This window comes from Nitrobacter sp. Nb-311A, assembly GCF_000152905.1.
In the GTDB taxonomy this organism is placed as follows: domain Bacteria; phylum Pseudomonadota; class Alphaproteobacteria; order Rhizobiales; family Xanthobacteraceae; genus Nitrobacter.
In genome coordinates this window covers 1-12948 of sequence record NZ_AAMY01000051.1, presented here as the reverse complement: position 1 = coordinate 12948, position 12948 = coordinate 1, and the positions used below count along the sequence as shown (strand labels likewise).

Below are 12948 nucleotides of genomic sequence, written 5' to 3'. Positions count from 1 at the left end.
ATCGCCGCTACAATCGCCGCTTCCTGCAGATGTGCAGCCACTATCTGATCGATCCGGTCGCCTGCACGCCGGCGTCGGGCTGGGAGAAGGGTCAGGTCGAGAACCAGGTCGGGCTGGTCCGGGAACGGTTCTTCACGCCACGGCTGCGGTTCAAAACCCTGGACGAGTTGAACGCGTGGCTTCTGGATAAGTGCATCGCCTACGCCAAGGCGCACCGACATCCAGAACTGGCCGAACAGACGGTCTGGGAGGTGTTCGAAGCCGAGCGGCCCAAGCTCGTTCCCTATGCTGGCCGGTTCGACGGATTCCACGCGGTGCCGGCATCGGTCTCGAAGACCTGCCTGGTGCGCTTCGACAACAACAAATACTCGGTCGCTGCCAGCGCCGTCGGGCGCCCGGTCGAAGTTCAAGCCTATGCCGATCGCATCGTGATCCGTCAGGACGGGCGCATCGTTGCGGAGCATCCGCGATCGTTCGGACGCGGCGAGACGACCTACAATCCCTGGCACTACGTGCCGGTGCTCGCGCGCAAACCCGGGGCCTTACGTAACGGCGCACCCTTCAAGGACTGGGTGTTGCCGGCCGCGATCGAACGGATCCGGCGCAGGCTCGCCAGCACCGACGACGGCAATCGACAGATGGTCGACATCCTCAATGCGGTGCTGACGGACGGTTTGTCGGCGGTCGAAGCCGCCTGCGCCGAGGCGATCGCTCATGGCGTTCATTCCGCTGACGTCGTTCTCAACATCCTGGCTCGCCAACGCGAACCCGCTGCACCGGCCAACATTATGACGCCGGCGGCACTGACGCTCCGCCATGCGCCGATCGCCGATTGCGCCCGTTACGACAACCTCCGGAGGACCATCTGATGGAACGAACCCAAATCTTCGACCTCATGGGTGAGCTCAAACTCTACGGAATGAGGGCTGCCTTCGACGAGATCATGGCGACGGCCGTCAAGCGCCAGCACGAACCTCAGCACATCGTCGGCGACTGCTCAGCGCCGAGATCAACGAGAAGCAGGCGCGGTCGATCAAGTACCAGCTCACCATCGCCAAGCTGCCATTGGCCAAGGATCTCGATGACTTCCAGTTCGAAGGCACGCCGATCAATCAGACGCTCGTCAATGATCTCGCCGGCGGCGGCTTCATCGCCCAGCAGCGCAACGTCGTGCTCGTCGGCGGCACCGGCACAGGCAAAACCCACCTGGCCATCGCAATCGCCAGAAGCTGCATCCGATCCGGCGCCCGCGGTCGCTTCTACAACGTGGTCGACCTCGTCAATCGCCTCGAGATCGAGACCCGTAACGGACGTCAGGGCCGGCTTGCCGAACATCTGACCCGGATGGACTTCATCGTGCTCGACGAACTCGGATATCTGCCCTTTGCCCAATCCGGCGGCCAGTTGCTGTTCCATCTCGTCAGCCGGCTCTACGAGCGTGCTTCCGTCATCGTCACCACCAATCTCGCCTTCGGCGAATGGCCCAGCGTGTTCGGCGACGCCAAGATGACCACCGCGCTGCTCGACCGGTTGACCCACCACTGCGACATCGTCGAAACCGGTAACGACAGCTGGCGCTTCAAAAGCCGCGACGACGATCACGCCACCCGCGCTCGTCTCGTCTCCGCAATCCCGGCCAGCTCCGACGAGTCGAGCGCTACCCTCAAACCACGCCGCGCGAAGGGGTCAAAATTGAACGCCGATACGGGGTCAAATTTGCGAGCCGATTGACACTGTGACGACGCAATCGTTCAGCTCGTATCGGATGGCGGTGTGACGGGAATGGCGTGAAAGACTGAACGGCGCCACGTCCATGAGGTTCACGTCATCCTTAATGGGTGCATCATAAATGGCCGGTACGAACAGCGAGAGCTGATGATCTCCGGTGGGCGCAACACGCAACAGCGGGCCCGGCAGCTCTGCTTTCAGCATGCCGACCACATCAGCCTTGCGCTCGCTCTCCTTGATGGTCTCGCCAAGGTTGCGCAGCAGTTGCGCCAGTTCAGGGTCGGCCACCTTCAGGTCGGTTTTGCCGCGATCGAGGTCGGCCAGGCTGCGCCGCAGGTAGAACCGCCGCAGCCGGGCCAGTGCGTCCTTGCCCAGCGGCTCTTCGGGGCGGTTGGTCTTTGCTGAAAACTCGGCTGCGAGTCGCTGGAGGTAATCGTTGCGCTCATGCAGGCTGAGCGCTGCGAATGCGTCGCGGGGCATCAGATCGAGCTTGAGGGGCAGCATGACGCGGACTTTACCGCTGCCGGTCCTCACCGACGAGCGATGCGCCACTCAAATGGGCAGTCGTTCGGCGCAAATGCGATTTTACGATTTCACGACAAAGCGGGAAAATGTTTTTCCAGCATTTCGCGGACTTCGTCGGCAATCTTAACGCCGCGCCTGGCGCAATCGACCTTGATGCGCGCATGCAGGCTTTCGCTCACGTCGATGGTTAGGCGCTTCATGCGCTCGATCGGCGCCACCTCGGCGCGGGGCTGCAGGTGTTGCTCGATGCCCTTTCCGACCCAGGCGTCGGCATTGTCCCCTATCGCAGTCCCGGAAGGCATCGTAAAGGCGAGTTTCTTACTCATGCAGCACGGGCTTTCGTTGTCATCTGGCTGGTGAGAAACTGTGCCAGCGTTGTTATCTCGCGCGCCGCTTCGCTGCGCGGCGCGGTTTCGACCACCGCAAGGCCCTGCATCGCGCTTTCGGCGTAAGCTACGCGCTGGCAGAGACTGGCGTCCGAAATAGAGCCGTTGAAATTGCCCAGTGCGTCATAGACCGCGCGGGCCAGTGCCGTATTTACGATTTTGCGATTTACCACAAACACGCTTTTCAAGGTTTCCTTGATTTGCCGGGCTTCCTCGACCAGGCGCACCGTCTCGGCCGCCGCCCACACGTCGTATGGCGACGGCTGAACCGGGATAATCACCAGGTCACTGGCCAGGATAGCCGACCGCGCCAGCTCGCTGACGCGCGGCGCGCCGTCGATAACCACAATGTCGTAGTCGCTCGCCATGTGCGGCAATTCTTTGTGAAGCGTTGGTTTGGCCATGCCGACGACTGAAAACAACGGCTCGGCCACGCGTGCCGCCGACCACGCCAGCGCGCTGCCCTGCGGGTCGGCATCGACAAACAGCACGCGCTGCCCGCTGCGGGCGTAGACGGCAGCCAGGTTGATGGCGATGGTGGTTTTGCCCACGCCGCCTTTTTGATTGAGAACGCCAATGATCATCGTATTTGTGCCTTTGCGATTTGTCGCAATTACGATTGCACGGGAATCTGTAACTGGCACGCGGGCTGCCCAATCTGTCATCAATCCTGTGGCTGGATGGCAGCAGGAATGTTTTGCGATTTTACGGTGACGCAATTCCAGGCGGGGCGGTCATTTCGACCTCGCTCCGGCAGATTGCTGAGATGGTAATGACAGCAGCATCATCTCACCAGGAGATTACAGGCTCGACCATCGGCACTGAGCGGCCATCGTCCGTAATGCAGGTTCGGCTCTGCCATTCGACCTCCAGTCCTTCCCGCTTCACCCAGGTCAGGAAATCTTCGCACGCGTCCGTGTCCCGCACCTCTATGCCGTTGGGCAGGGCGACACGCAGCTCGCAGTGACCCTTAAGCGCGGCCTCATGGACAAGCTCGCGGATGCGGGCGGGAGCCAGGTGCTCGCGCGCGACCTGCTCGCGGCCGTCCTGGGTGGCCCGCTGCAACTCTGGCAGCAGGGCCGCTAAGGGCGATTTCATTTGGCCCCCTTCGCCGCAAAGCGGCTCCCCAGATAGGTATCTGTCACCGGCAAGCGGCCGTGGCCCAGCTCGGCCGAAATCGCCATCCGGGCGCGGTAATCGGCCGCGCGCCCGGCACGCGTCATGCGCTCATAGGTGGCGCCGCCCGCCGCAGGGCAGGGGTGTCCCGTCAGCGTGGCGTAACGCCACTGCGCATACCAGTGCCGGTGCCCGTGCATGTTGCGAATGCCGACGCCCCAGGTCGCGGCCTCGACGTCGCGGCGATAGTCGATATAGCGCGTGCCCTCCGGCACCAGCGAGCCCGTGCCGCAATAGGCCTTCACCTCATCCAGCAGCGCGCGCTGGCGCGGGTGCGTGATGGCGACAGTCCGGGCACGGCCACCCTTGCACCAGCTGGCTTGCAGGGCGATGGCATCGCCCTTGTCGGCCTGGCTGGCCCGAAATTTCAAACTTTCCTCCAGGCGCAGCCCGAACGCCATTTGCAGGCGCAGCGCCAGCTGCATCCGCTCGGGGAGGGCCTGCATTTTTTCGCCATGCGTGACATGCGCACGGTTGCCCTGGAACGAGCGGCGGTTTTCGATGCCAAGGGAATCATTCTGGCGCGGCACCACGTTCGCCCTGCGCACCTTGGCCGCCCACCAGCGCAGCCAGCCCATACGGTTTTTCAGCGTGCCCGCCGACAACCGCGCGGCCTTCCAGTGTTGCACTAGCGCCTCGACGTGGCGCGGCTTGAGCGACGACGCGGCCGGGAGCCTGAAGCCCAGCGCGCTCAATTCGCGCGCCATCAGCTGCAAGCCCCGGTGCCGTTGCGACCGCGTCAGATACGACCCTTCGCCATTGCCCAGGGCAATGGTTTTCAGATCGTAGGCCAGCGCGTCCATCATCGTTCTTTCGTTAGTGTTTATGACCGCCGCAAATCCCTTGGGAAGTGCAGCCCGCCGACAGGCGGAGAGGCCGTTTCAGTGCGGCGAGCTACGCCGCGCTGCCTCGCTTCCAGTCTGTAATCGGTTCGCTACCGGGTTCGCTGGCAGTCCTTCCAATCTGCTCGATGCGTAGCCGAGTCGTGGCGATTCCTTAGTCATTACTTACCTCTATCGGTTGCGTCGCCGGCATTGCCCGAGGGGGTGCACGCGCGGCGCTGTCGCTGGGTTGCGCCCAGCTCGCTTAGGTACTCTCATCATGATTTGCTCCTTCAAGCGGTAGTGGCCTTACGGCCGGGGATTTCGCGTCTTTCGCCATCGGCGTCCGATGACGCGGGGCGTTCCCGGCAATGGGCATTGCGACCCATTGCAGACACTTCTGGCACTCGCCGCCACTCGCGCCTGACAGATGACGTTGTAGTCCTGCATCGCTGCAAAATCCGCGCGCATGTTGAACTGCCTCGGTTTCAATGATGCAGCGGGACAATCCTTGGCCCGCGCCCTCACTACCTGCGCTCCGCTCGTAGTGAGGGCGCTTTCCGCGCTGTAGCTGGCGTGCGCCAGCAGCGGGCAGGGGAGCCTTCCCGCACCCATCCCATGGCCGCTTAGGGCTCACGCCACCCAGCAGCCAGTGGAGGCCGTTGTGCACGCCTCCACGCCGCCACGCGGCCGGGGACGCCCCGGCACCTCGCTGTCAGCGCGTGCTATCGTCGCCCCGCATCTGTCAGCATGCCACGACGACCACGCCAGCCGATTGCGCCCGCCGACGCCGCCAAGGGCGAGGCGGCCGAGCTGGCGTTCCGCCAATGGCTCGACGCGGCGGTGCTGCCGCACATCTATGTCGAACAATCACCCCTGACCGTGCCAGAGCCGTTGCGCGGGCAAATCAAACGCCCCGATTACATCGTGGGGATCCCCGGCGTCGGCATGGTGGCTTTCGACGTGAAGGCGAAAACCATCTATCCCGAGGGGCTGATATTCGACCTGGGCGAGGTGCGGAAGCTGCGCAACTTCGCCCGGCTGTTTCACTGCACCGTCTATTTTGCCTGCCTCAATCCCGAGGGCGGCGAGCGCCCCGGCTATTGGATACGCCTCGACCAGTTTGACGACGTGCCAGCGGTGCGGCGCGGCAAGGTGCTGACGTTGTGCATGCCCATCGAGCGCGCGTTGCTGGTGTCGATGGATGAGCCGTTCTATTCGGCGTTCGTTCGAGCTGTTGCGTTGCCTTCACAGGACGGGCTTTAAACTGCGTTCGGAGCTGCTGCGCTATCTCCGCCCATCCGGGTGACAATCCCTCACGCAATAGCCCGCGCAGGCCGCTTACGTTCAAGCCCTGCCTGCGGCTGCAGGTGTTCGCCTCGGCAACACAAGGGCAGAGGGCTTGATCGCGCGCCTGCGCGGGTAAGAGGCTGGCCATAGCCCTAAGCCGGAATCCGGCCGGGCCGAGTCTTTACAACAACATGGGTGACCGCGTTTTGAGCAGTGTGGTTGTCGCTATGGAATCACCGGCGGACAATGAGCGTGGGGCTATAATCTGCGCGCCGAGTTCGAGGCGTACAAGCGCACGCATCCGTAAGCGCGCCCGATCACCTGGTTCAGTATCTTCTTGGTCTAGCTCCACACGCCAGCAGCACTGGTAGAAAAGGCTCGATTGGCGTCCACATCCGTCACGAATTCGTCCCAGAGAACTTTTCCAAGTTTTCTTGACGAGAATGCTCCGGCCATCGCTAAGAATGCGCGAAGCACAAGGGCCTGTTCGGTGACAAAGCCCTTGAGGATTGTTTCTGTGCTTTTGCCATAGGCAAGGAACAGTGCTTCGCGGTAATTCGCCTTACCGCGATATCGCGACGCCTGATGGACGAACCCCGTACTGCGCCTAGAAAGGCGCTCATCTCTCAGTACGCGGGCGGCTTTCGTACGAAAATCGTTAACGCCCAGGTTCTTGAAATCCGGAGATTTTCGAACATCCTCTTCCGTTTTCCATGCGTACCATGCAGCTGAACCGGATAAGTATTCTGCAGCGGCCCCCAAGGCTTCCGATGCCGTAGTCAGAGACGACAGTAGTGTGCCTGCGCTGCCGCCGCGATACGCTTTCACTTCGGGCAAGAAGGTTGTCTTTACAAGGCTGCTTACTCGCCAACTGAACGGCTCCATCGCGAGGCCACGGGCCGCGATTTCGCGATCCCACATATTCGCGGTGCCAGCGTGATCTTCCTGAAATGAGCCGTTCTGCGCTGCTGTCATGGCGCTGGCGGCATTTGCGACGCCGTAATACCACGCGAGAATGCCTACCCTAGCGACATCAGCGGAGGTTTTAGCATCCTTCATTTTCTCCAGCGCGGATAGATGATGAAGGCCGAGGAAGAGCTGTTCGAGAATCGTATTTTCTACCCAAGCGTCCATGCTTCTTTTACCTTGGGAAGCATAGAAGCTCTTGGCGGCGGTGAAATTTACCCCTTTGTCCGCGATCAGTAGGCTTAATGCCCGCATCCAGTTTACTGTCGATGGAAGGGCGAATTGAGGGGTTGGCTTGCCCCTCCGCTCGTTGATTGTGCCGCCTTCTATGATCCTTTTGTATAGCATTCGCCGCCCTCCGCTCCAAGACCAGCACGAGCAGCACGATGTCGTGCGCCTTATGCCATAACTGCCCATGCTCATAGTTCAAGATGTCTGCTTCGCTATCTCCGCCCATCCGGGTCACAATCCCTCACGCAATAGCCCGCGCAGGCCGCTTACGTTCAAGCCCTGCCTGCGGCTCCAGGTGTTCGCCTCGGCACCGCGAGGGCAGGGGGCTTGAGCGCGCGCCTGGTGCGGGCAAGGGGCTGGCCATGGCCCTAAAGCCGGAATCCGGCAGGGCCAAGTCTTTACAACAACAGGGGGTGGCGTGGTGCTGGGCAGTCGCGTTGTCTGGCCTTGCCGGTCACATGCCAGTCAAGGTGACGCGCCCACAAAAACGGCGCAGAATAAGGAATGGCGCTTCCGTTCTACTCAATCGGCCATTCCACCCGGGCAATCGAGGCTTTCGTTGATCTGCTGCGGACGGGCAGCGTGACGATGGTCGCGGACATCCGTTCAGTGCCGATGTCGCGGACAAACCCGCAGTTCAACACCGACAGCTTACCCAAAGCCTTGGCTGAGTTTCAGATCGGCTATGAACATATCGCTGAATTGGGGGGCTTGCGCGGTAAAGCGAAGGCGATCGAGCCAGACATCAACGGTTTCTGGGAGAACCGCAGTTTTCATAACTATGCGGATTATGCGCTGTCGTCCTCATTCAGCAGCGGTCTTGACCGGCTCATCGCATTGGGCCGCGAACAGCGATGCGCGATGATGTGCTCCGAGGCGGTGTGGTGGCGTTGCCACCGTCGGCTCGTTGCGGACAACCTCATTGCGCGGGGCGAGAGCGTCTTTCATCTGATGGGCAAGGATAAAGTTGAGGCGGCAAAACTGACCGCAGGCGCGCGTGTCCAGAAAAACGGAACGGTGACCTACCCGGCGACATCATGACCGCCAAATGAAAACAGATCAGCTGGCGTTAGGCTGCCAGCATCCTAGAAGGGCACAGCACTCGGCCATTTGTAGGCATAGATCGCTTGCAATGCGGCCTGGTGGTCACGAACGGTTCGAGGCGTTCCTGAGCACCCCTGTCCGGGCAAGCGGGTCGCTGCATTCACTACCAGCACCTGCAACGGCGGTAGCTCGCGCGCCTTGCAATATCTCCGGATGATGCACAGAAAATAGGGCGCGCTTCGCCAATGCACGCCGATTTCATCGCAAATTTCCCGATAGGTGCATGGCGGCCTGCCGTTGACGGCCCGACCGACAAGGAGCGGCCACGCCGCCCTAGCCCGCCTGAGATGGTCAATCGGCATGGTCCATTCCCTATTGTGAAGTCCTAAGTTTACCGCGGGTTCGGGCCGTCGTCAGCGGGTGTGAAGCCGCCAGTCCAGAAGCGTCTTTGCCACCTGCACACTTTGTCGCATTCCGTTGAATTCGGCGGTTCTGTCCCTACATTGAAGTCATGCTCCAGCGATAAAAGATTTCCGAGTTTGACGTGACCGCTCCTTCGCTTGCGAAGGCACAGAGCAGACCCTCCCGTTTCCAGAAACGTAACCCGCTACGCTAGCACCTATCAGTGCCAGCGCGGCGCAAGATTGCGCGAGGTGTGCAGATGATGCTGATAAGTACCGGTGGTGTGCTTTTGGCTTGGGCGGCCTTCATTTGGCTCTACGATCCAGATGGCCTTCGAGAACCTTTACGTCCGACGCTGCGCGAAAGCCGCAAATGATTCAGCAGGAGATTGATCGTGATTACGGGTTCACAGTGCCGTGCTGCTCGCGCGCTCGTTGAGATTTCAAGGCCGATGCTGGCGAGACGCTCGGAAGTCAGCGTGGACGCCATCGAGCGGTTCGAGAATGTCTCCGGGCCGCTGAAGCGCACCGAAATCCGGGCAATACAAGACACGCTGGAAAAACTCGGAGCGGTTTTCATCCCCGAAAACGGGTCGGGTTATGGCGTACGCTTGAAATTCAACAACCTTGAGGCCGCAGAAATCGCGCGCTTCGAGTGCGAAGGTGGATTGGTCGCGGATGATCGGGTTCCGTAAAGCGTATATCACCTTTCACCAACCGGTGCGGCAGATCACGGATGTACTGACTGTCGCCCAGCCCCGCTAGAGATAGCGGGGCACTCATCGGCGGCGGGGTCACGCCAGCGTCGCTCAAATCTGTCCCGAGCCCTGACTCGCGTCGCGAACCGCAATTCGGCGGGACGCCTTCCGTGCGCGCGTCGTTTTAACCAGGAAAGGAGAAGCTATGGCTGTGAAAAGAAAAACCTCGCATCTGCGCCCTAGTAGGAAACTGTCTGGAAAGGCTGTCTATGGAGCCAAGGGGGCGAAGATCGGTTCGATCAAGCACGTGTTGGTTGACGAGAAGAAGGGAAAGACGGCCTACGCCGTACTGGGCATCGGCGGATTCCTTGGCCTCGGCGACGCTCACTACATGGTGCCCTGGAAGGTGCTGAGATACGATGCTGATCGGGGAGCGTACAGCTCCGACATCAGTGAGAACCGGTTGAAAGGCCGCCCGAAGCACGGCGTGGAGACGATCTTTGACCTGAACGCTCGCTATGCCACGCTCCACCCCCGCAATAACGAGTTCGTGGTGCATCCGGGCTAAGCACTGATCATTGGTACCCGCCGGGACATCCCGGCGGGTTTTGCTGACCCACTGTCACTCTCACCTTCTATAATATCGCGGTGTCCTCGTATGTCGAACGGTGGATATCAGGGCGCTCAACTCGATATCGTCGCGCGATAGCCCGCGCAGGCCGCTGGCGTTCAAGCCCTGCCTGAGGCTCCCGGTGTTCGCCTCGGCACCACAAGGGCAGGGGGCTTGAGCGCGCGCCTGGCGCGGGCAAGAGGCTGGCCATGGCCCTGTTCAAGCGACTGACGGGGCAATAGCAAAGGGCCAAAGATCGCCGGCTGCAGGAGAGCTTTTGTTCAGCTGGAACTTCTGAGATAGTACACGTATTCCAACAACTCCCCATTTTTGGAGTGCGGCGTGCCCAAATACGTTTCTGGTATTTTCCTCGATTTTGATAATGTATTCAGCTCTCTCTTCAAACAGTCTAAAGAGGCGGCAAGGGAGTTCGCTACAGACCCGGCAAGATGGCTTGGCGCCTTCCAGGGTATGCAGGGGTCTGAGAACGATGAAACCTCACATAACTTTGTAATTCGACGCTGCTACATGAACCCTGTCGGGCGGGTTGGGAACAGCGAGCCATTTTCGAATTTCCGTCAGTCATTCGTTCGTGATGGCTGGGAGGTTATCGATACACCCCCGCTCACCAATCAGGGGAAGACCAGCGCTGACACGCACATCGTCATGGACGTTCTCGATTCTGTTTCTCACTACCCTCATGTCGATGAATATGTGCTCATGGCAGCGGACGCGGATTACACTCCGCTCGTTATCCGGTTGCGCAAACACATGAAAACGACGGTGGTTTACGCCGCGATGCAGACCTCAATGGCTTACCGCGCGGCGTGTGACTCCATTATCGATGAAAGATCAATGCTGGAGATCCTGGAGCAGAAGGACGAAGAGACGAAGACGCCCGTTTCAACCGGTGTCCCAAGCGGTCAGGCCACACCGGATAAAGTGGCGGACGCGGTAGAGCGCTATTTCGCCGAATCCGAAAAAGGGCACCGGGCCAACGTGGCGACTCTCGCTCATATGTTGAATAAGCAATTTCCCGGCATCTCGGACGGTTGGATCGAGCACCCATCCTTGAGTCAGTTGCTCAAGAAAATATGCAAACTGAGGGTCGAGAATATCGATGGCCGTACTTTGGCTTGGGAAGAGTAGGCATTGCTCGGCACGGCGGCGCTGTGCAGCAGGCCATCCCAGCGAGGGTGACGAGCGCAGGAACCAAAGCGGTTCGAGAATCTCCCCCAGGCTAAGCTGGAATCGGCTTAGGCAAGCCACACACGTGACGCCAAAGTAGACGCGGCGCGATACAGTTCAGCGGCTTAGGCCTATTGTCGGTGCATGCGCTCTGTCTTGCTCGCCTTGCCGTTGGCCTTGCTGGCCGGCATTGCCGTCGCTCAGGACTGGGGATTGATAGCGAACATATCGTCCACCGTGGGCAATCACGCCAACCGCCTCTGCGTAGGCGAAGGCTTGCGGCCGACCGACATCGGTTGCCCGACCTATGCGCCGAGCCTGACGACGGCGGGCGACCTGATTGTCAGCGGCACGGTCAGCGCCACGCGCTTCGTGGGTGATGGTAGCGGGCTCATCAACCTTTCCGCCAGCGGCGACCGCATCGTTAGCGGCACGCTCTCGATGCTGGCGATTTCCAGCACCGGCTATATCAGCCTGACGACGGCGGGAACGAACTGGGGATACTTCAATAGTGGCCTCAGCTATCTTCCGACGTTGCAGGCGGCTCTCGTGAGCAGCACGAACATCAGCGTGACGAGAACTGGCTACTCTTCACAGATCATCACGGCGCTGGCGGGTGGCGGTGGCAATTACATCATTTCGGGAACGGCCAGCGTGTCCACCAGCAGCGCCAATGGCGGCACTATCCAGATGGCGACCGGCAGCGGGCTGGTGATGACAGTCAGCGGCAGCAACGTGGGGATTGGGACGGCAGCACCTCTCTATCGTTTCACTGTACAATCGAGCATACCCAAGGCAACGACAGCTGCCTATTCGCTTGGAGGTTTTACTACTTTAGATGCCACTAGCTCTGGACTCGGCCTGTTTATGCGAATAGGCAGCAACGCTACTGCTTCGGCACAATGGACCGGCATTATGTCCTACGATAATGCGTGTCATTCGGCATGCAAAATTGACCCCGTAAGCCGGGGGATCGGCGTCCAAAATTGACCCCCTACAGGTTGGCTGTTGCGCTGCCTGCTTTGTCATGAAGCAGGTGGTCGGGGATGCTGATCGTGGAGACGATTGCGCGGATACGGCGCGAACACTTCATCAAGGGCAAGACGATCAAGGAGATCGCCCGTGACCTGAAGGTGTCGCGGAACACGGTCCGGAAGGTGCTGAGGTCGGGCAAGACCTTGTTCGAGTATGAGCGTTCGATCCAGCCGCGCCCCAAACTCGGGCGTTGGGCGGCGGAGCTTGATGAACTGCTGGCGGCGAACGCGGCCAAATCGGCTCGCGAACAGCTGACGCTGATCCGGATCTTCGAAGAGTTGCGCGGACGCGGCTATGACGGCGGCTACGATGCCGTACGGCGTTACGCCAGGCGTTGGAGCAAGGAGCGCGGGCAATCGACCGCGGCGGCCTATGTTCCGTTGAGCTTTGCGGCGGGCGAAGCCTACCAGTTCGACTGGAGCCATGAGATCGTTCTCCTCAACGGCGTGACGGCGATCGTGAAGGTCGCTCATGTCCGGCTGTGCCACAGCCGCATGCTGTTCGTGCGGGCCTATCCGCGGGAGACGCAGGAGATGGTATTCGACGCCCACGACCGGGCGTTCGCACTGTTCAAGGGTACCTGCAGCCGCGGCATCTACGACAACATGAAGACGGCGGTAGAGACGATCTTCGTCGGCAAGGATCGCCGCTACAATCGCCGCTTCCTGCAGATGTGCAGCCACTATCTGATCGATCCGGTCGCCTGCACGCCGGCGTCGGGCTGGGAGAAGGGTCAGGTCGAGAACCAGGTCGGGCTGGTCCGGGAACGGTTCTTCACGCCACGGCTGCGGTTCAAAACCCTGGACGAGTTGAACGCGTGGCTTCTGGATAAGTGCATCGCCTACGCCA

At 60.6% G+C, this 12948-nt stretch carries 13 protein-coding genes and 2 pseudogenes; 9 read left to right on the top strand and 6 right to left on the bottom strand.

The features are described from left to right. A pseudogene (locus tag NB311A_RS08840) lies at positions 1–869 on the top strand (IS21 family transposase); the annotation flags it as partial. Continuing rightward, positions 869–1590, top strand: a pseudogene (istB, locus tag NB311A_RS08835) (IS21-like element helper ATPase IstB); the annotation flags it as partial. The pseudogenes NB311A_RS08840 and istB, both read left to right, overlap by 1 nt. A 120-nt stretch (positions 1591–1710) precedes the next feature. Here the strand turns inward: istB and NB311A_RS08830 are convergent. The 5 genes from NB311A_RS08830 to NB311A_RS08810 form a co-directional block, all read right to left on the bottom strand. Beyond that, a complete protein-coding gene (locus NB311A_RS08830; RefSeq protein ID WP_116394745.1) occupies positions 1711–2232 on the bottom strand; it encodes a replication initiator protein A in 522 nt (173 codons plus the stop codon). A gap of 89 nt (positions 2233–2321) precedes the next feature. Then, entirely contained in the window at positions 2322–2579 is a 258-nt protein-coding gene (locus tag NB311A_RS08825) for a plasmid partition protein ParG (RefSeq protein WP_009798174.1), read from the bottom strand. Further along, positions 2576–3223, bottom strand: coding sequence for a ParA family partition ATPase (gene parA / locus NB311A_RS08820; protein WP_009798173.1), 648 nt, complete (start codon positions 3221–3223; stop codon positions 2576–2578). The genes NB311A_RS08825 and parA overlap by 4 nt, the downstream gene beginning before the upstream one ends. A gap of 205 nt (positions 3224–3428) precedes the next feature. After that, entirely contained in the window at positions 3429–3737 is a 309-nt protein-coding gene (locus tag NB311A_RS08815; RefSeq protein WP_009798172.1) for a hypothetical protein, read from the bottom strand. Next, positions 3734–4618: a phage integrase N-terminal domain-containing protein gene (locus NB311A_RS08810; protein ID WP_040674581.1), complete on the bottom strand. Its 885-nt coding sequence runs from the start codon at positions 4616–4618 to the stop codon at positions 3734–3736. The genes NB311A_RS08815 and NB311A_RS08810 overlap by 4 nt, the downstream gene beginning before the upstream one ends. Before the next feature lie 768 nt (positions 4619–5386). Here NB311A_RS08810 and NB311A_RS08805 point away from each other — a divergent pair. Beyond that, positions 5387–5902 carry a hypothetical protein gene (locus NB311A_RS08805; protein WP_009798170.1) on the top strand — a complete coding sequence of 172 codons (516 nt, stop codon included), beginning with the start codon at positions 5387–5389 and terminating at the stop codon, positions 5900–5902. Between the two features lie 366 nt (positions 5903–6268). On the opposite strand, the gene NB311A_RS08800 is transcribed toward NB311A_RS08805, so the two are convergent. Next, positions 6269–7240 carry a hypothetical protein gene (locus NB311A_RS08800; RefSeq protein ID WP_040674575.1) on the bottom strand — a complete coding sequence of 324 codons (972 nt, stop codon included), beginning with the start codon at positions 7238–7240 and terminating at the stop codon, positions 6269–6271. Positions 7241–7627: 387 nt separating this feature from the next. Between NB311A_RS08800 and NB311A_RS08795 the strand changes: the two genes are divergently transcribed. From NB311A_RS08795 to istA, 6 genes are all read left to right on the top strand, one after another. Then, positions 7628–8164 (top strand): DUF488 family protein, encoded by a 537-nt coding sequence (locus NB311A_RS08795; protein WP_009798168.1) that lies wholly within the window; start codon positions 7628–7630, stop codon positions 8162–8164. A gap of 799 nt (positions 8165–8963) precedes the next feature. Then, positions 8964–9263 (top strand): hypothetical protein, encoded by a 300-nt coding sequence (locus NB311A_RS08790; RefSeq protein ID WP_040674578.1) that lies wholly within the window; start codon positions 8964–8966, stop codon positions 9261–9263. Between the two features lie 208 nt (positions 9264–9471). Continuing rightward, entirely contained in the window at positions 9472–9834 is a 363-nt protein-coding gene (locus NB311A_RS08785; protein WP_009798166.1) for a PRC-barrel domain-containing protein, read from the top strand. A 384-nt stretch (positions 9835–10218) separates the two neighbouring features. After that, positions 10219–11025 (top strand): NYN domain-containing protein, encoded by an 807-nt coding sequence (locus NB311A_RS08780; RefSeq protein ID WP_009798165.1) that lies wholly within the window; start codon positions 10219–10221, stop codon positions 11023–11025. A gap of 195 nt (positions 11026–11220) precedes the next feature. Beyond that, complete coding sequence (locus tag NB311A_RS08775) at positions 11221–12054, top strand: hypothetical protein (RefSeq protein WP_131522899.1); 834 nt, start codon at positions 11221–11223, stop codon at positions 12052–12054. A 56-nt stretch (positions 12055–12110) separates the two neighbouring features. Then, positions 12111–12948, top strand: an 838-nt coding sequence (istA, locus tag NB311A_RS08770) for an IS21 family transposase (RefSeq protein ID WP_009798163.1), incomplete at its 3' end; no start/stop codon positions are given.

Bases quoted from the DNA above. Each gene is read 5' to 3' on its own strand.
- NB311A_RS08830 (WP_116394745.1), bottom strand. From the start codon at position 2,232: ATGCTGCCCCTCAAGCTCGATCTGATGCCCCGCGACGCATTCGCAGCG.
- NB311A_RS08825 (WP_009798174.1), bottom strand. From the start codon at position 2,579: ATGAGTAAGAAACTCGCCTTTACGATGCCTTCCGGGACTGCGATAGGG.
- parA (WP_009798173.1), bottom strand. From the start codon at position 3,223: ATGATCATTGGCGTTCTCAATCAAAAAGGCGGCGTGGGCAAAACCACC.
- NB311A_RS08815 (WP_009798172.1), bottom strand. From the start codon at position 3,737: ATGAAATCGCCCTTAGCGGCCCTGCTGCCAGAGTTGCAGCGGGCCACC.
- NB311A_RS08810 (WP_040674581.1), bottom strand. From the start codon at position 4,618: ATGGACGCGCTGGCCTACGATCTGAAAACCATTGCCCTGGGCAATGGC.
- NB311A_RS08805 (WP_009798170.1), top strand. From the start codon at position 5,387: ATGCCACGACGACCACGCCAGCCGATTGCGCCCGCCGACGCCGCCAAG.
- NB311A_RS08800 (WP_040674575.1), bottom strand. From the start codon at position 7,240: ATGCTATACAAAAGGATCATAGAAGGCGGCACAATCAACGAGCGGAGG.
- NB311A_RS08795 (WP_009798168.1), top strand. From the start codon at position 7,628: ATGGCGCTTCCGTTCTACTCAATCGGCCATTCCACCCGGGCAATCGAG.
- NB311A_RS08785 (WP_009798166.1), top strand. From the start codon at position 9,472: ATGGCTGTGAAAAGAAAAACCTCGCATCTGCGCCCTAGTAGGAAACTG.